The sequence below is a fragment of the Bariatricus sp. SGI.019 genome (genome assembly GCF_050315235.1).
Taxonomy (GTDB): Bacteria; Bacillota; Clostridia; order Lachnospirales; family Lachnospiraceae; genus JAFBIX01.
Map to the genome: position 1 here is coordinate 84,083 of NZ_JBNPOQ010000012.1, position 18,498 is coordinate 102,580.

At 37.7% G+C, this 18,498-nt stretch carries 22 protein-coding genes and 1 tRNA gene; 4 read left to right on the forward strand and 19 right to left on the reverse strand.

The genetic code is table 11. From position 1 onward, the window contains the following. Positions 1–6 precede the first annotated feature (6 nt). Positions 7–1,278 (reverse strand): DNA repair protein, encoded by a 1,272-nt coding sequence (locus ACQRD1_RS09325; RefSeq protein WP_427787378.1) that lies wholly within the window; start codon positions 1,276–1,278, stop codon positions 7–9. 317 nt (positions 1,279–1,595) lie between these two features. Between ACQRD1_RS09325 and ACQRD1_RS09330 the strand changes: the two genes are divergently transcribed. The 4 genes from ACQRD1_RS09330 (at position 1,596) to ACQRD1_RS09345 (ending at position 5,366) form a co-directional block, all read left to right on the forward strand. Next, complete coding sequence (locus ACQRD1_RS09330; RefSeq protein WP_427787380.1) at positions 1,596–2,006, forward strand: helix-turn-helix domain-containing protein; 411 nt, start codon at positions 1,596–1,598, stop codon at positions 2,004–2,006. A 92-nt stretch (positions 2,007–2,098) separates the two neighbouring features. Then, positions 2,099–2,614, forward strand: a complete 516-nt coding sequence (locus ACQRD1_RS09335; protein ID WP_264296260.1) for an ImmA/IrrE family metallo-endopeptidase — start codon at positions 2,099–2,101, stop codon at positions 2,612–2,614. Between the two features lie 488 nt (positions 2,615–3,102). Beyond that, positions 3,103–4,563, forward strand: a complete 1,461-nt coding sequence (locus ACQRD1_RS09340; RefSeq protein WP_427787381.1) for an Lsa family ABC-F type ribosomal protection protein — start codon at positions 3,103–3,105, stop codon at positions 4,561–4,563. 278 nt (positions 4,564–4,841) lie between these two features. Further along, the gene (locus ACQRD1_RS09345; RefSeq protein ID WP_055176454.1) at positions 4,842–5,366 is read left to right on the forward strand and encodes a flavodoxin family protein; all 525 of its coding nucleotides are present in this window, start codon (positions 4,842–4,844) and stop codon (positions 5,364–5,366) included. A gap of 84 nt (positions 5,367–5,450) precedes the next feature. Here ACQRD1_RS09345 and ACQRD1_RS09350 read toward each other — a convergent pair whose 3' ends face one another. From ACQRD1_RS09350 to ACQRD1_RS09435, 18 genes are all read right to left on the reverse strand, one after another. Then, positions 5,451–5,903 carry a YaiI/YqxD family protein gene (locus ACQRD1_RS09350; protein WP_154432775.1) on the reverse strand — a complete coding sequence of 151 codons (453 nt, stop codon included), beginning with the start codon at positions 5,901–5,903 and terminating at the stop codon, positions 5,451–5,453. Then, positions 5,900–6,238 carry an MmcQ/YjbR family DNA-binding protein gene (locus tag ACQRD1_RS09355; RefSeq protein ID WP_154432774.1) on the reverse strand — a complete coding sequence of 113 codons (339 nt, stop codon included), beginning with the start codon at positions 6,236–6,238 and terminating at the stop codon, positions 5,900–5,902. The genes ACQRD1_RS09350 and ACQRD1_RS09355 overlap by 4 nt, the downstream gene beginning before the upstream one ends. A gap of 14 nt (positions 6,239–6,252) precedes the next feature. Further along, complete coding sequence (locus ACQRD1_RS09360; protein ID WP_154432773.1) at positions 6,253–6,972, reverse strand: hypothetical protein; 720 nt, start codon at positions 6,970–6,972, stop codon at positions 6,253–6,255. Between the two features lie 57 nt (positions 6,973–7,029). Then, positions 7,030–7,353, reverse strand: a complete 324-nt coding sequence (locus tag ACQRD1_RS09365) for a helix-turn-helix domain-containing protein (RefSeq protein WP_235232786.1) — start codon at positions 7,351–7,353, stop codon at positions 7,030–7,032. A 171-nt stretch (positions 7,354–7,524) separates the two neighbouring features. Next, positions 7,525–7,956 (reverse strand): hypothetical protein, encoded by a 432-nt coding sequence (locus ACQRD1_RS09370; protein ID WP_154432771.1) that lies wholly within the window; start codon positions 7,954–7,956, stop codon positions 7,525–7,527. Between the two features lie 15 nt (positions 7,957–7,971). Next, a complete protein-coding gene (locus ACQRD1_RS09375; RefSeq protein WP_154581414.1) occupies positions 7,972–8,268 on the reverse strand; it encodes a hypothetical protein in 297 nt (98 codons plus the stop codon). Positions 8,269–8,285: 17 nt separating this feature from the next. After that, positions 8,286–9,278, reverse strand: coding sequence for a DUF6017 domain-containing protein (locus ACQRD1_RS09380; protein ID WP_154581413.1), 993 nt, complete (start codon positions 9,276–9,278; stop codon positions 8,286–8,288). 47 nt (positions 9,279–9,325) lie between these two features. After that, entirely contained in the window at positions 9,326–9,676 is a 351-nt protein-coding gene (locus tag ACQRD1_RS09385; RefSeq protein WP_154432768.1) for a replication initiator protein A, read from the reverse strand. After that, positions 9,676–10,581, reverse strand: a complete 906-nt coding sequence (locus ACQRD1_RS09390) for a ParB/RepB/Spo0J family partition protein (protein WP_427787385.1) — start codon at positions 10,579–10,581, stop codon at positions 9,676–9,678. Before ACQRD1_RS09390 ends, ACQRD1_RS09385 begins: the two co-directional genes overlap by 1 nt. Beyond that, positions 10,571–11,356, reverse strand: coding sequence for a ParA family protein (locus tag ACQRD1_RS09395; protein WP_427787387.1), 786 nt, complete (start codon positions 11,354–11,356; stop codon positions 10,571–10,573). The genes ACQRD1_RS09390 and ACQRD1_RS09395 overlap by 11 nt, the downstream gene beginning before the upstream one ends. 18 nt (positions 11,357–11,374) lie before the next feature. Further along, positions 11,375–12,250 carry a ParB/RepB/Spo0J family partition protein gene (locus tag ACQRD1_RS09400; RefSeq protein ID WP_427787388.1) on the reverse strand — a complete coding sequence of 292 codons (876 nt, stop codon included), beginning with the start codon at positions 12,248–12,250 and terminating at the stop codon, positions 11,375–11,377. Then, entirely contained in the window at positions 12,196–12,417 is a 222-nt protein-coding gene (locus tag ACQRD1_RS09405; protein ID WP_427787390.1) for a hypothetical protein, read from the reverse strand. The genes ACQRD1_RS09400 and ACQRD1_RS09405 overlap by 55 nt, the downstream gene beginning before the upstream one ends. Positions 12,418–12,829: 412 nt before the next feature. Further along, positions 12,830–12,901 (reverse strand) — tRNA-Arg (locus ACQRD1_RS09410). Between the two features lie 788 nt (positions 12,902–13,689). After that, the gene (locus ACQRD1_RS09415) at positions 13,690–14,565 is read right to left on the reverse strand and encodes a DUF3881 family protein (RefSeq protein WP_235232782.1); all 876 of its coding nucleotides are present in this window, start codon (positions 14,563–14,565) and stop codon (positions 13,690–13,692) included. A gap of 18 nt (positions 14,566–14,583) precedes the next feature. Beyond that, positions 14,584–15,870, reverse strand: a complete 1,287-nt coding sequence (serS, locus tag ACQRD1_RS09420; RefSeq protein WP_235232781.1) for a serine--tRNA ligase — start codon at positions 15,868–15,870, stop codon at positions 14,584–14,586. Between the two features lie 32 nt (positions 15,871–15,902). After that, positions 15,903–16,439, reverse strand: a complete 537-nt coding sequence (locus tag ACQRD1_RS09425; protein ID WP_235232780.1) for a DUF4446 family protein — start codon at positions 16,437–16,439, stop codon at positions 15,903–15,905. Between the two features lie 3 nt (positions 16,440–16,442). Then, on the reverse strand, positions 16,443–17,357 hold the full coding sequence (locus tag ACQRD1_RS09430; protein ID WP_347376708.1) for a ParB/RepB/Spo0J family partition protein: 915 nt from the start codon (positions 17,355–17,357) through the stop codon (positions 16,443–16,445). A gap of 19 nt (positions 17,358–17,376) precedes the next feature. After that, positions 17,377–18,144 carry a ParA family protein gene (locus ACQRD1_RS09435; protein WP_235234325.1) on the reverse strand — a complete coding sequence of 256 codons (768 nt, stop codon included), beginning with the start codon at positions 18,142–18,144 and terminating at the stop codon, positions 17,377–17,379. Positions 18,145–18,498: the final 354 nt, after the last annotated feature.

An 18,498-nucleotide genomic window follows, 5' to 3' on the forward strand; every position in this document is an offset into this window, starting at 1 on the left:
ACCTCCTTATGCACGATGACCGCCAATCTGATTATTTCGTTCTCTGTATGTAGAGCAGTCAAGCAGATTCGCTCCCCTCATGATCGCATTTTTTCCATACTTTTTTTTCACACTCAGAATGGCCTGCTGTAAGTTTTTTTCTTTTTCAATCTTTTCCGGATCTGTGAACAGATCATACTGCAGATACCCTTCCGGCATTACCCGGTTGGCACAGACCTCGATCCTCCGAATTCCGGTATAACGGTCTGTAATCTTCTGATACAGTTTATCCACTTCATCCATGATCGTGCTGGAACTGTTCGTCAGAGATGTCAGCCGTACAGTCCCATGAGAGGAAGGACGCTCATATCGGTGATCATAAGCGATCCAGAGTGTAATAGAGCCAGTAATCAATCCTTTGGACACCAGATCCAGCACAAGAACATCTGTCATTTCCCGAACAACTACCGCGGCTTCCTCAAAAGAATAATTCCGCATGAGTACCTGCCCGTTAGACAGGCTGTGTTCTTCCGTATGATAATTCTTGATATCATGAATATCACAGGATTCCAAACCCCAGGCATGATCGATCAGCAATTCTGCATCAATTCCAAACATCTTGTAGAGCCAATCCTCAGATGTAACAGATGTATAAGCAATATCTCCCATGGTATGGATTCCATAACCGGCAAGTTTCTTTTCTGTTCTGGAACCAATCCTCCAGAAATCACTGAGCGGCCGATGATCCCATAACTTCTGCCTGTAGGATATCTCGTTCAAAATACCGATATGATCCTCCACATGCTTTGCCACGATATCCATGGCAACTTTTGCCAGATACAGGTTAGTACCGATTCCCGCAGTAGCAGTAATACCGGTTTCTTTCATCACCGCATCCATAAGCTCAACCGCCATTTCCTTTTCTGTCATATGATAAAGGGACAGATAATTCGTCACATCCATAAAACATTCATCAATGCTGTATACATGAATGTCCTCTTTGGAAATATACCGGAGATAGATACTGTATATTCTGGCAGAATAATCAATGTACAACTGCATTCTCGGCATGGCTGTAATATATTCAATACCTGCCGGAATCTCATGGATGCGGCACCGGTTCTTCACCCCCAGCTTCTTCATAGCCGGAGTAATAGCCAGGCAGATCGTAGACTGTGATCTTGTCGGATCCGCAACGACCAGATTTGTCTTAAATGGATCAAGGCCTCTTTCTACACACTCGACGGACGCATAGAAGGATTTCAGATCGATACAGATAAAAGACTTCTGACGTCCCATTTTTTTCACCTCTTTTGCACGTAATTGCCTATTTTCTCTTCTAATTGCTTCTTCCTGCGTCATTTATTCACATTCCAGATGCAATAATACAACTGAAAATCCGCTAAAATAGGCAATTTATAAGAGATTAATATTGACATTATAGGAAATATTGTTTATATTATATGCAAGTAATTGCTTATCTGTTGTGATTCACATTATAGGCAATCAATTTCGCATTGTCAAGAGTTAACTTGCGTATTTTAGGAAATTACTTTCCTGCTTTTGCTCCGGGATAAGTCAATCAGCCTGAAATAGCTTAGAAATGAGGTATTGTTATGACATTCGGTGAGAAAGTAAAAACATTGAGAAAAACGAAGGATATGAGTCAGACCCAACTGGCCCAGGCAATTGGTGTATCCTTAAGAACGGTAGGCGGATGGGAGAAAGAAGGACGTTATCCAAAGCAGCATGAACTTTATCAGAAACTTGCGGATACTCTGGGATGTGATGTTTCTTATCTCATGACAGAAGAGGAATCCTTTATTACAGAAGCCACAGAACAATATGGATCCAGAGGAGCCAGACAGGCACAGCAGATTCTGGAACAGGCCGCTGCCATGTTCGCCGGTGGAGAATTATCCGATGAAGATAAAACCGCTTTCATGGATGAGATCCAGATGCTTTATCTGGATTCCAAAAGACGTGCCAAGAAATTTACACCGAAAAAGTATCTCAATGAAAAGTAAGTGTCCTTTTTATGGTACAGCATTTATAGTACATTATACTTGCGGGGAACTCTCCGCATCTTTGAGATAACTGATCTTTTGAGGTGATTTATTTGGGAAATAGTTATATCTATACAAAAGTGGAAAAACTGGTCAAACGCTTTAAGACCAGAGACCCTTTTGAACTTCTCGACTGCATGAACGTCGTAGTCGGAGAAACATCGAATTATAAGAAATTAAAAGGTTACTGCTTCATGAGCTGTCAGACCATCTATGTCATGATCAGCAGTTTTCTTTCGGAAGAAGAGCAGCGCATCGTTGCTGCACACGAACTGGGGCATATCATTCTGCACCGGTCACAGCTGAAAATGGCTCCAATGAAGGATGATGTGCTTTACAATATGATGGATTCTACAGAATATGAAGCCAATCTGTTTGCTGCAGATCTTCTTCTCGAAGACGACGATGTGGCTGAAATGTCCAAGAACGAAGACCTGAATTATTTTGGATTCTGTAGCAGCCTGAATGCCAGCCCGGAACTCATGAGCTTCAAGCTCTACAGCCTGATGAAACGCGGGCAGGCTTATCATATGCCGATGGAGATACAGAGTAATTTTCTGGCGAAATAGAATAAGAATTAAACAAATCGGAATTTTACGGTCAGTAAGGAATGCGTAAAGTTATATGATTGTATTATAAGCGATTTGTTAAATTTTTATAACCACTTGTATTTGCCTGCGATTTATGGTATAATATTTTGAAATTTAGAAAGAGGTGGGAAGATGATTAACTTTTCTTGCAAATAAAATCAAAATATGCGGTAGTGCTATACTTTGGCATTATTGTGTCTATTGCAAGAAAGTTATATGTCTATCTTACTCAATATAGTGCTGTTGCCACTTTTGCTTAGTGGTGTTATTATGCTATGACGAGCTGCAAGGATAAACTTTCTTGCGGCTCTTATTTTGTTTTGGAGGTGCTTTATGAATAGTGCAGATCAGATAGTTACACATGATTCACTCCGTATAGTGTCGGTTCCTTTTGGTGAAATCTATACGGAGTAAACATTCACCGAACCGACTTTATATCGTATGACAGGCAAAGGAGGATAATATTTATGTCAATGATTAAAATTGAAAACCTTACGTTTTCATATCCGACAAGTTATGATAATGTTTTTGAAAATGTCAGTTTCCAGGTTGATACCGATTGGAAGCTTGGTTTTGTGGGCAGAAACGGACGAGGTAAAACAACCTTTCTGAATCTTCTGCTTGGGAAATATGAGTATAGCGGAAAAATCCTATCATCCGTACAGTTTGATTATTTTCCTTATCCCGTTTCAGATAAGAATCGTATTACAGAGGATATATTGCAGGAGGTTTGCCCACTTGCGGAAGAATGGGAACTTATGCGAGAACTTTCTTATCTTGATGTTGATGTCGATGTGCTTTGGCGACCTTTTGAAACACTTTCCAACGGAGAGCAGACAAAGGTTTTGCTTGCCGCTCTTTTTCTTAATGAAGGGCATTTCCTACTGATTGATGAACCTACCAACCATTTGGATGCCAAAGCGAGAAAAAGTGTGGCGACATATCTGAAAAAGAAAAAGGGATTCATCTTAGTTTCTCACGATCGTCGCTTTCTTGACGATTGTGTTGACCATATTCTATCGATTAACCGAGCGAATATCGAAGTGCAAAGAGGAAACTTTTCATCATGGATGTCAAATTTTGAGCGACAGCAAGAATTTGAACTGGCTCAGAACGAACGTTTGCAAAAGGACATCAGACGATTACAGCAGTCGGCAAAACGCTCTGCAGTATGGTCTGAACGTGTAGAAGCTTCCAAAATTGGGGCAGGAGATAAAGGTTATGTCGGTCATAAAGCCGCCAAAATGATGAAGCGTTCAAAATCTATAGAAGCGAGACAACAACAGACAATCGAACAAAAATCAGCATTGCTGAAAAATGTGGAAACCGCAGAAGCCCTCAAGATACAACCGCTTAATTACCATACAGATTTGATTGCATCATTATCGAATGTAGTAGTTTGTTATGATGGCATTTCAGTTTGTGAACCTGTTTCGTTTGAAATAAGACAGGGAGAACGCATTGTGCTTGACGGGAAGAACGGCAGTGGCAAAAGTAGCCTGTTAAAGTTGGTAGTCGGGCAGTCCATAGATTATACGGGTACAGTAACACTTGGCTCTGGGCTTGTAATTTCTTATGTGCCACAGGATACATCGTATTTATGTGGAACCCTTTCCGAGTTTGCAGAAGAAAACAACCTTGATGAAAGTCTGTTCAAGGCAATTCTTAGGAAAATGGACTTTGAGCGTGTACAGTTTGAAAAGGATATTAAAGACTTTTCTGGCGGGCAAAAGAAGAAAGTCCTAATTGCGAAAAGCCTTTGTGAAAAGGCACACTTATATGTATGGGATGAACCGCTCAACTTTATTGATGTGTACTCACGTATGCAGATTGAACAACTCATAACGGAGTTTGCCCCGACCATGCTCCTGGTAGAACATGACAGTGTTTTTCGAGATACTGTGGCAAGTAAAATTGTGAATATCTAAATTGGTTCTTCCGCAATTTTACGTTTTTCGCTTTAATAAAAATGGAGAATGCTGATTTACACTGGCATTCCAGTATTGAAAAATTACAAAATACGGATAATTGCGTAAGAACCTCTAAATTAAAATAATTGTATGGGTTAATTCCAGCTTTACAGAGACTCAAATTCAAGTTTACAGAACTGAATCAAAAGAGCTCGAAGGAGCTCTTTTTCCTTTTTTATAATAGTATCATTATGGTATAATAGAGACATTAAAATCGGAAGTTGGAGGATACACGCATGAAAATTGTAATCATTAATGGAAGTGCCAGAAAAGGAAATACGCTGGCAGCAATCAATGCATTTATAAAAGGAGCGTCAGAAAAGAATAAAATTGAAATCATTGAACCCGACAAACTCAACATTGCACCATGCAAGGGATGTGGTGTCTGTCAATGCTCTAAGGGATGCGTCGATAAGGATGATACAAATTCTACCATTGATAAAATTGCTGCCGCAGATATGATTCTTTTTGCTACACCAGTTTATTGGTGGGGAATGTCAGCACAATTGAAACTTATCATTGATAAGTGCTACTGCCGTGGATTGCAGTTAAAAAACAAAAAAGTTGGCACAATTGTTGTAGGTGGTTCTCCCGTAGGCAGCATCCAGTATGAGCTGATTGATAAGCAGTTTGACTGTATGGCAAAATATCTTTCATGGGATATGCTTTTCAAAAAATCATATTATGCAACAGCCAGAGATGAACTTGAAAAAAATAAGGATTCCATGAACGAACTTGAGTGGATTGGAAAAAATTTATAAAGCACACACCAAATTCCAGTTTGTAGAATTGGAATAAAAAAATCAGGACGTAGGGGATTGAAAACCTACGTCCTGATTTTTGTACTACCTATCCTTAATATACATCTCGATCAATTTATTCAAAGACACTTCAAACCTTTTATCGTCTGCCTCTGTCCGCTTTGCCGGACCTTTCAAATGATGTTTTTTCTTTGAGTTTCTGGCTTTCTTCGTCAAATGTCGTTCCATCAGCATCTGATCTATATTTTCATCTGTATACCATTTACCGCTCTGATGGATACCATATGCACCTTTACCCAGAATCATTGCCGCGACACCATAATCCTGCGTTACAACAATGTCTCCTTTCTGGCACAGACTGACCAGTTTAAAATCTACTGCATCAGCACCGGCTCCCACTGTGATTACTTCACTGTAATCTGAATATAAAACATGGTTTGTATCACATAAAAGAACAACAGGGATTTCATATTTCTTTGCTGTTTTTTCTACGATTGACACCACAGGACAGGAATCCGCATCTACTAATATCCTCATTTTTTCTTTCCTTTCGTCAGATCATAACTTTCCCCGATCATCCGCCAGATATCTTTATCAGGAACAGAGCCATCCAAGATAATAGAATTCCAGTGTGTCTTGTTCATATGATAAGCTGGGATCACAGATTCAAAAGCATTTCTCCAGAACTCTCTCCATTCCGGATCACATTTTACATTTATCCATACATAACCATCTTTATCATAAATAAGCGCAAATGTTTTCTTATTTCCCTTATGACGCATAACACACCAGTTATCATCATGAAAAGGATAATCTTCATATACATCTTGAAATGAATGGCAATATTGTATTGCCTCCTGCCTTGTCTGCATAGTTTCCTCTTTTCTTAACCTTCCTCTCCCCGGATCGGAGCATAGAAGATCAGCAAATCTATATATTTTTCTCCGTCTCCCTGTTCTCTATAATCATACCGGATCATATAATCCCGAATACTATATCCCCGATACGGATCAGATAGGGTATAAAGTTCTCCTGTTGTAAAATCAATTAGTGAGTACCCTGTGCTTTCCAGATATTCATCATTATCACTGTTTACCTGATCTTCATAAAATTCACACACCTTATCCAGACAATCCTGACACAATTGATCTTTGAGAGTTTCACAGTCTATCGTATCTTTCTCTCCAAGGTGTATATTGGGTTCCGCAATACATCTATCCGGTTGAGAGTGTGTCATAATAGAACCATAATCCTCTCCAAAAGAATTTACCATTGTGCTCATATGCCCAGAATCAATCTTTTCATTTCCATCATCATCATATTCTCGGATCCGGGTGTCAGTGACTGACATATCGGCCCAATGGATAATCCCAATTGAATCGAATTTTCTATAATATTCCAAAAGTCCACCAGCCGGTGTTCCGCAAATAAAGCATTGTTCTTTACCGATTGATGATTGAAGAGACAGTTCAAAGTCATCATCAGATTCATAATCCATCTGATCCAACTGTTGTTTTGTTGTTGATGTTTTTGCAGGCTGCGTCTGACAACCACAAAGAGTAATCCCTAATATAAGTACAAAGCATAAAATATTACTTCTTTTCATAAAAACCCCCGAAGCTGAAATAAGGACGTACTATGCCATCCCTCAGCACAGACGTCCCTATTTTCTAATAATGCCCTGTATATACGCTTTTACCAGCTCTTTTTGATGTTCGTCCATCGCATTCCAGTCATAAAGCAGCTGTTTCTGATCTGCTGTTAAATCAGGAATTTCTTCATCACCTGCAAAAAACTGGGCAAGGGTGATATCGAATCCCTCACATATTTTCTCAAGCGTCTGAATCGTTGGAACACTCTTCCTGTTTAGCAATGTAGAAATAGATGACTGGGCAATTCCAGATTTCTGAGCGAGTCTGTACCTACTAAATTTCTTTTTTTCACACAACTGCTCAATCCTGGCAATAATATAGTTCTCAGCTTGCAAGTATTCTACACCTCATTTCCGATATGATACCCTTATTGTACTTATAATTAAGGAAACTTATCAGATTGTATATTCCAATGCAAAATACTTAGGTATAACGAAGTATACAGGTAAAAAAATAAGGAACTACATTAGTATATCATATTTGTTCCCAGTTCTGCATCAATTTACTCATGATGGTCTGATATTATTACTATCGTTATCAGGAATATCTATGTATTTATCAAACATAGAGAATAGAGCAGCAATAAACTGTTCTGCGCTTCTATTCTGCTCCACAATCTGTTCCAATGACAATCCTTCTATAAACTTACAGACATATACCCAACAAGCCAGATCACATGCTTCTACAATAATGTCATTAATAATCTTTCCCATAACTTTATCAAAATCATTGATATCTTCAACAGGAAGTGATTGCAGATAATCAAGTGGGGGAAGCTCCCCACTTGGATTATACTTTTCTGATTCATCTAAAAATGCTAAGACCTTTTGCCTGGATTCTTCTGGCATCTTTACATATTCCCACAATGCCATAACCACTTTCAAATCCGTATCTCTACGAAGCGGTGGTAATTGGATATAATTATTTTCTTTAATCATGGTTCTTCTCCTCCTCTATGCTAACAATATTCTCACTAATTTTTCCCGGGCCAGATCAATCGCAGCATCTATAAATACACTTACATACAAAACCAGAAATGCTGAAACGATCAGGCAGAACAAAAATACAACCTGCGCCCAATCCTGGTAACAGATAATCGTTCCTATTGCCAAAGCTACCAGTCCAAGCACCACAAATGATTTAGCAATTGAAACCATATTCACAACCAGCTTAACGAGTATTCCCACGATTATGAGAATAAACCAGACCGGAATCAATAATATTTTCCCAATGAGCTTTAAACAAAACATCTTTCTCCTCCTCTCAGTCAGACAGCAAACTGCGGCATGTCATGATTCACTTCTGCCTTATAGTACCCATCGATCGTTGTCGGGGCATTGAATAATGCTGCCAGCATATATTTCTTGATATTTTTCACCTTTGATGTATTCTTCTTGAAACAGTCAAGAACATACTCGATGTGGGAATAATTCAGTTTTAAAAACTTGCCGCGTACCAGTTCTGCCGGATACCAGTTACTTGCGATCAGGATCTTTTCGCTACTGCACAGAACTGTTTCCAAAATAAGCTCATAAATGCCCTGAATCAATGCTTCGTCATACTGATACGCAATAAGTAATGACTCATAATCTATGTTTTCCTTGATGAGATCCTGATAAGCGGATACCGTATTCATCATATCAACATCTGATCTCTGTCTATCGGATATGATTTGATCTGATTTATTCTTACTCTCTTTAATATCGCTAGTATTATTATAATTAGAGTTTGAATTGCAAACTTCTTGAAGTTTATTTTCAGGACTTCTTGAAGTTTGTTTTTGGGACTTCATGGAATTTGTTTTATAAACTTCTGCATCTTCCAGAGTATCAACATTGGTTTGTTTTGTAAACTTCTGTGCTTCCTCTGCTGATTGTTCCGCCTGTTCCTCATAGACCATGAAGCTTTTTACATATATGATGTTAGCTTTTCCAAATCCCTGCCTGCGCTTTTCAATCAAACCGATTCCATTCTCATCATCCAGTTCCTGCAGCGATTTTACAGCTTTATTCCTTCCACAGTTCAACAGTTCCATGATATCTTCAATGGAAAAATAGATGTATGCCCGGTTCTGTTCATCAAACCACTGATTTTTGATGGACAAAGACATTCTATCCAGCATCAGACCGTATAAGATCTTTGCATCACTGCTCAGATTTTTAAAATATTCATTTTTGAATAAAAGTTTTGGTATCCGGTAGAAGCTGTACTGATCAGCTTCATTCCCGTAAAAGTATCGAAATGTCAATTTCTGATCCATATTTTCTCCTTTCCTGCGGTAGTAGTTCCATAATGGACATTTCTTACTCACGCTACCGCAAAGTCTTTTACGTAATAAATGCTTGGCAGCCCCATGCCTCTAAAATGCTTTTCTATAAGTCCGGCATTTTCAAGCTCTGTCAGACATTCCCTTGCTTTTTTTCTGGTTACTCCCATGTCTTTCTGGATTTCCTGAATCGGATAAACAACATACATCCGGTTTCTTTCATCGACCCATTTATTCTTCACCGCCATTCCCATACGGTCTAAAAGAAGACCGTAGAGAACTTTTGCATGAATGGTAATTCCCGTAAATATTTTTTCAGTAACCAGCATCTTTGGAATATGTATAAAAGAATACTGATCCGCCTGTTTTCCATACATATATTTAAAATCCATCACATTACCTCCTGTTCCTGTTTCCATTTCTCCAATAATGATTCAATCACTTTCTCTACGTCTTCCGATGTATAATTCTTTGGAAAATATTTCGTCAGCTTCTTTTCATTCAAAGTTACCTTTCTTGCCGGAGCCTTTACCGGAATATGGCTATTCAGAATACTGATCATCAGACTCTGGGTAACCGGTCCTTGTCCAAGATAATTTCTTAAAGCTGCAATTTGGTTCGGTTTGATAAATCCATTGTCACAGATATATTCATAAATCCATTTCTGTACATCCGGTGGAATATATGATATATCAACAGCAATGGTAAAGTTCAGACGTTTCTTGTCTACCAATTCCAGTAAATCTGGGATAAGTTCTGTCAAGCGGATGTATCTTTGAACCTGCGCTCTACTTTCACCTACTTGCTTGCTTAATATCTCATCAGATCGCAACTTCGTCTCATTTTGAGACAAAGTTAAATCAGTTCTACTTCCTTGCCTTTTCATTGCTTCTAGCTTCATCTTATAAGCGAATGCCTTTTCACTCGGAAGCAGTTCTTCTCTTTGGATGTTTGCATCTACCATGGCAATAACAGCTTCATCATCCGTCATTTCTCTGACAATTGCCGGTATTGTTATTAACCCCGCCTTCTGTGCCGCATGCATCCGACGATGGCCGGAGATCATTTCATATCCATCATTTCGATCCGGACGGATCAGGACTGGAGTCAGAACTCCAGATTCACTGATGCTTTCTATGAGATCCTGCATTTTCTCATCATCAATTACTTTAAATGGATGACCTGAAAAGGACTTTATTTTATCAATCTCAATCTCCATAGCTGATTCTTCATTTACAACACCCAGTAATTCGTCGATGCTTGTTAATTTAATTTTCACGCCGCTTCTATTTTTCATTTTCCAAAACCTCCTGTGTAAGACTCTTATATGCAATGGATACTTTACTCCTTGGGCAGTGAGCATAAATACTTATTCCCTCTGCACTTGTTTCTGCCGCTTTTACGGATAATGGTATTACATTTTCAAAAATTGTTATCTTTGATCCGTATGTAACATGGAGCATCGTTGAAATATCCTTTGCATAATTTGTTCGGAAATCCACCATGGTCAGAAGAATTCCCATGATCTGCAATTTCCGGTTCAGTCTTTTCTTTACCATGGAAATTGTTTTGATCAGCTGTTGGAGACCTTTCACCGGCAGATATGCTGCCTGTACCGGAATCAGAACTGCATCCGAAGCAACAAGAGCATTGATTGTCATCATTCCAAGGCTGGGCATACAGTCAATCAGAATATAATCGTATCGTTCTCTCATCATTTCGATATAATCTTTCATGATCATTTCCCGGCTCATCACATTTCCCAGGGTTACTTCCAGGGCCGATAATTCAATATTTGCCGGTAACAGATCCACATTCTCTTCATGATGAAGAATTCCATCCTCCGGTTTTATTTCTTCCTCATTAATAACTGCCAGCATGATTGTTGCCAGAGTAGTACCAAGATCATCCGGTTCCACATACCCCAGACTGGCTGTCAGGCTTCCCTGGGGATCCGCATCAATCAAAAGCACCTTTTTCCCTTCTTTCGCCAGGCCGATCCCTAAGTTTACTGTTGTCGTTGTCTTTCCGACCCCGCCTTTCTGATTTGTAACAGCGATTACTTTACACATTCTTCATTCCTCCGTTTCTTATTTGTCCCAATATTGTTCCATCCATATTTTTAAGATTGCTACGATTTCACGCTTCATCATTTCCGGTGTATAGTTGTTGGGAAAATATCTGTGAAGCTGTTCATTTGTAAATGTGACTCGGGATATTTCCCCTTTTTTTATCTCACTCAAAATATCCTGCATCTTTTCCAAAGATAGTTTTCCTTCTTTACTCAGTTTCTTCATCCTTTGTGCCTGAGAGAGAGAAGGGACAGACTGGGCATAATCCATTGCCTCGATCAATTCTTTTTGCTCATTTTCTTTTAAAGCTGCCAGTTCGACAGCCGGATTGAAGGAAATAAGTTCATCATCTAACTGTTGTAAAAGCTCCGGAATCAGGTTTGTAAGAGTAATATATCTTTGCACCTGCTTTGGACTTTCACCTGTTTCTTCTGAGATAATTTCCACTGTTCTTTTTCCTTTTAAATTGTGGTCAATTTGACTACGCGGTCTTCCGGCAGTTCTTTTCATAGCATCATTTTTCATTTTGTATGCAAATGCTTTTTCACTGTAACTGATCCGTTCTCTTTGCAGATTAGCATCTACCATTTTAATAATGGCTTCTTCATCGTTCATAACTCGTATAATCACCGGTACTTTTCGATATCCAAGCTGCTGAGCCGCATATTTTCTTCTGTGGCCTGAGATAATTTCATATACTCCATCCGGCACTGGCCTTACGATCAGCGGATTCAATACACCATACTGTTTGATACTGTCCTTCAGGAGATGCATTTCTTTATCGTCAGTCACTTTAAATGGATGGTCTTTAAAAGATCTGAGTCTTTCAATCTCAATTTCTATGACTTTTTCATCCTCAAACAGCCTGTTTGATTCGTTTTCTTTTTCTGCCATTGAACTCCTCCTTTTCCTGTAATCCAAACAACATTTGCTGCAACACGGATTGTTCCGCTTACGCTTCCACAATCCTGAGAACATTCGTATTTCGCATTATCATGCTCCATACTCATGTTCTTGCGGGTCGCTAATAGATTCTTCTTCCTTTGTGCAAGCACAGTCATCAGAATCTATTGCTCCCCTGTTGCATCAAAAAATGCCCGTTTAGATTAGATTCTTATATTTGAATCTGATCCAAACGAGCATCCCGTTTGCATTAGCTACAGCTAATGAAATATTCTATTGTTTCAGCTAATGGATGTTTGCAGAAGTTCCTTTCAGCGAGGGATTTTACTCCATTTTACCCTGTTTTACATCCCCGATCTGAGGTTTCAACGGGAACGAACCCCGATGTTAGCAGGAAGTTCAAATTTTCCCGTTTGCAAAACAGTATTTTTAATTAGCTGCCAGCTAACGAAAATCACTTCAAATTAGCTGGAAATTCATTCCCGACCTGCTTTTTTTCATCTCATTGAAAACAAAAAAGCGGTTCATGACATAGCATTTTCTGCTAATCATTACCGCTTTATTTGTAACCGTCCCCTGCGGGAATCGAACCCACAGCTAGCGCTTAGGAGGCGCTTGTTTTATCCGTTAAACTAAGAGGACATTACCGATTTTTGGCTTAAACACTGGGTTTTCAGCACTTTGGTTCGGTAACCGTTTTATGATTTTCAGCTAATTTTGATTAGCTGGATATCATCAGATTATTCATTTTATTAACAGTAGAGCATCCGCCTGAATGGGGAAAGCTTCGTTGTTAATTTTGTCTCTTCCAGAATCGATTCGAACTCCAAGTTCTTTTTTCTGTTTTCCCTCAGGGTTCAGCCGCGGCTCCTTCTTAGGAGGCGTGTGCTCTATCCAGCTGAGCTATATGGACGTGTCTGATATATGATTATAGCCCGATCAAAGTCGAACTGCAATCCCTTATTTAGTTTTTTTTGAGGTGGCCGTTGTAACGCAACCTTAGGAGGCGAGTGCTCTATCCAGCTGAGCTATGACGACATGCCCGATTTTTGGCTTATTTACAGGCTTTTTCAGCCCTTCACAAGTTCCGGCTCGGACTCCGGTTATTCTATTGTTTAATGCCTTCCGGATGAATTGTATCATCTTTTGACAATGAAACGCTACCCTTTGGTGGCAAGCTATTATCATGTGTCCCTTGCTGGATTCGAACTACTGAGTCATTTTTTCTAAACTCAAAGGTCGCAGTCAAGCTCCTTCCTTAGGAGGCACTTGTTATATCCATTTAACTAAGAGAACATTTGCACTTTTCATATTCTAACATTTACAGAAAAGAAAATCAAGTGTTGGTTGGGTACAGGGTATTTTACGTTTAGGTACACCACATTTTTTAATTGGGGACGTAGACTTTTTAAAAAAGTCTACGTCCCCAATTAAAAGTTTATTCTACCCTGCATCCACACATTTCCTTTGAATCTTCTGCCAACCGCCGGTTCCCCTATCACTTCTTTTACCGGAACACAGATGTCAAAATTCAACCCATTAACTTCTAATTTCATTACATAAATCTGTTCTTGTGTTTCTTCATTAATGATCTGCTGCAATTCTAATATCTCACCTAAGATTGCATAATGATCACACTCAATGCCATGTGGCATGATATATGTGTCTACAATACTGAATACATCTTCCGATGCCAGACGCCTTGATACTTTCGAGTATGTATCAATATCATCCATTGTAAGACTTTCGATTGCCGAAGGATCTCCACTTTTCGCAGCGCTTACAAGCAACATTCTGTTATGAACTTCTTCTTGTTGTCTTCTTTCTTGTTCTTTATCTTTCAACACCGGAAGCAATATTGTGCCTCCGGTGGAAAGTCCAGATAATGTAACGGATGTATACTTAATTCCTTTTTTTGACATCTGTCTTTCTTTCATGTATTCTATTGTATTTTGCAGATGAAAGATTAAGTTAATCCCTATCTTTACATCTTCACAGATTCCAACATATGCTTCTTTGTCCATTCGTTTCTCTATACACACATCGGCATATGATGTAATTCCTGTTCCAAAAAAGTATGGATAATAATATTGTCTTTCAAATGATTCATCGACATTCATATCACCACACAGGGCAATTCCCATCCCCGCACCATATTTTTTTTCATATTCACAGAAATCAGTTTCTTCATCCTGTCCGATCAGATTATGCTGGGTAAATGAATTTTCAACTTGTGTAAGAATCTTATTCAGTTCTTTTTTACTGCTGATGTTTCCAAATCCAATAGCTTTCAGATATTGATGCATATTATTTCCTTACAAATACTATTTCTTAGGTATCAGTTTTTCTGTTCCACCCATATATGGTCTAAGTACTTCCGGTATTCTTACTGTTCCATCTGCCTGAAGATTATTTTCCAGGAATGCAATTAACATTCTCGGTGGAGCTGCAACTGTATTATTGAGAGTATGGGCAAAGTATTTTCCATCTGCTCCTTTTACGCGGATACCAAGTCTTCTTGCCTGTGCATCACCAAGATTTGAACAGCTTCCTACTTCAAAGTATTTCTTCTGTCTTGGAGACCATGCTTCGACATCACAAGATTTTACTTTCAAATCTGCAAGGTCACCAGAACAGCATTCCAAAGTACGTACCGGAATATCCATAGAACGGAACAGATCTACAGTATTCTGCCATAATTTGTCATACCACATCTTACTTTCTTCTGGCTTACATACTACGATCATTTCCTGTTTTTCAAACTGGTGAATCCTGTATACTCCACGTTCTTCAATTCCATGTGCTCCTTTTTCTTTACGGAAACATGGTGAATAGCTAGTCAATGTCTGAGGAAGCTGATCTTCTGTCAACATTGTGTCAATAAATTTTCCGATCATAGAATGTTCACTGGTTCCAATCAGATACAGGTCTTCACCTTCAATCTTATACATCATGGCATCCATTTCAGCGAAACTCATAACACCTGTCACAACATTACTTCTGATCATAAATGGAGGAATGCAATATGTGAATCCACGTCCAATCATAAAGTCACGCGCATAAGCAAGAACTGCAGAATGAAGTCTCGCAATATCACCCATCAGATAATAGAATCCATTACCTGCTACTCTTCCTGCACTTTCAAGATCAATTCCATTAAAGCTTTCCATAATCTCTGTGTGATATGGAATCTCGAAATCTGGAACCACAGGCTCACCATACTTTTCAATTTCAACATTCTGACTGTCATCTTTTCCAATTGGTACAGATGGATCGATGATATTTGGAATTGTCATCATGATTTTCTTTATCTTTGCTTCTACTTCTTTTTCTTCTGCAGACAAACTTTCTACTCTGTCAGCATTCTCCTGAACTTTTTTCTTTAATTCTTCTGCTTCTTCTTTTTTGCCCTGTGCCATACATGCACCGATTTCTTTTGAAATCTTATTTCTGTCAGCACGGAGTGCTTCTACTTCTTGCTTAATATCTCTGTTTTTCTGATCTAATTCTAATACTTCATCAACCAGTGGTAATTTTTCATCCTGAAATTTCTTTTTGATGTTTTCCTTTACAACATCTGGATTCATTCTTACAAATTTAATGTCTAACATGTTCATTTCCTCCTCATTTTTCGTATGTTGAATTATTTATTCTTTATATCTTTGATATCCATATCATAGTTTTCGAAGATTGCTTTATCTAATGCTTCTGCCTCTTCTTCAGCTAACTCGACATAGCTCTCACCCTTTAGGATTTCCTTTACATAGGTATAACATCCTTCTCTACTGTGCATTGCATTGATGACCCAACCACTATTGTTTCCATCTAACATTGCTAACGCAAAGCTTAATTTACCGCCCATCTCATTAAACGCATCGTATTTTACAATTCCAACTTTTTGATAATTTCTATCTATTTTTTTGTTGATTTCTTTAATTTCCATACGATTTTGTTTTGTTACTTTAAGAATAGATTCTATTTCTTCTACTCTTTCTTTCATACTCTCTTCAAGAGTCTTTCCATCTTTCCCCTTCATAAACGTGTTATAACTACTTTTTAATCTATTATATTTTAATGTAACATTCACATATAACACGAATAGAACAATAATTAAAATTAATAAGAAGATAAGTATGAATGCTGGATCAATTCCCAGTGCTTTCAGTATCTTACTTTCCATATTTTATTCTCCCCTTTTTATGCTCATTATCATTTCGAACATACGTTCTAATTCTTTATCAGAATAATATTCTATTTCTATTTTCCCCTTACCATTCCCTTTTGATGAGATGTTTACTTTTGTTCCCATCACTTCTTTCATTTTTTCGGCCAGATCATTGTATATAAAATCATTCTCAACAATTTTCTTTTCTTTTGGTTTTTTTGGATTTTTAATATCTTTAATTAATTTTTCTGTCTCACGTACACTTAGTTTTTCATCAAAAATCTTATTTGCCAAAATATATTGCTGTTCTTTATCATCAATAGCCAAAAGTGCTCTTGCGTGTCCAGTTGTTATCATATCATCTATGATCATTTGTTGGACTTTTTCATTTAATTTTAAAAGTCGCATTGAATTGGTTACTGCGGTTCTACTTTTAGATACTCGTTCTGCGACTTCATCTTGCTTCAGATTAAACTCTTCCAAAAGTCTTTTGAACGCCATTGCTTCTTCAATTGGATTTAAATTTTCTCTTTGTATATTTTCAATCAATCCAATTTCAACAATTTCTTGTTCTGTATAATCTTTCACTATTACCGGTACTTCTTTTATGCCCGCAAGTTTAGCAGCTCTCCATCTTCTTTCCCCGGCGATAATTTCATAATAATCTTTTCTTTTTCTTACCAAAAGTGGCTGCAACACGCCGAATTGTTTAATTGAATCTGCCAGTTCTAATAATGCATCTTCTTCAAAATTCTTTCTTGGCTGGTCTCGGTTTGGTTCTACCATATTGATTTTCATCATTTGCTCGCCTGATTTAACATCAGATATGGTATCCTTTTTGGGTCCTGATTCTGTTTCGGCTGGCTTTACACTTCTGTTATCTGGAATCAGACTGTCAAGTCCCTTTCCTAATCCCTTTTTCTTTACTGCCATATCATTCTCCCCTATACATTTATTCCTGTCCTCTATTCATCACTTCATCAGCAAGTCTCCTATAACTATCTGCTCCTGCTGATTTTGCATCATACTGGTTGATTGGCATTCCATAACTTGGTGCTTCTGCAAGTCTTATATTTCTAGGAATTATTGTCTTATATATATTCTGCTGTAAATTGTCCTTTACATTTTCTACGACCTGTAATGATAAATTTGTTCTTGCATCATACATTGTAAATACTACGCCTTCTATCTCTAGAACTGGATTAAGTCTTTCCTTTACTAACTCTACTGTATGTATTAATTGACTTAATCCTTCCAATGCATAATACTCACATTGAATAGGTACTAATACTGAATCTGCTGTAGTCATTGCATTAATGGTTAACATACTCAATGATGGCGGACAGTCAATAATTACATAATCATAGGCATCTTTTATCTTTTCGATAGCTTTTTTTACAATATACTCTTTTTCATCAATTCCTATTAATTCAATTTCTGCCGCTGACAAATCCACATTTGCAGGAAGTATATCCAGATTTTCCAAAGCATTTTTCTGTAATACTTCTTCTACTTCAGATTCACCTATTATCAAGTCATATATTGTCTTTTCCACAGAATTTTTATCTAATCCTAATCCACTTGACATATTTCCCTGTGGATCCATATCAATGGCAAGAACTTTTTGACCCTTTTCGGCAAGGCAGGCAGATAAATTAATTGCAGTTGTAGTCTTTCCGACTCCACCTTTTTGGTTAGCAATTGCTATAATTCGTCCCATCTGTTAATCACCTTTCTTTCAGGATGTTTCTAGTATATCACTTTTTAAACAAGTTATCCATAGAATGTTTATTTCGATTTGCATATTTTATATTTTTTATAAATGTTTCACGTGAAACATTTCATTTTTGTTAATTTTTATTTTATTGAATTATATATTAAAAGTAGCATATAGTTAATCATATTCTTATTTATATTTGCTTTCTTATAAATGTTTCACGTGAAACATTTACTCTATATTAGTTTTTATTGTTTCACGTGAAACAAATTTTAATTTATAATTTTGTATTAAAGCAAAATGTGAAATTTATTTTTATCTATAATCATATATAACTTTATAATTATACCAATCAAC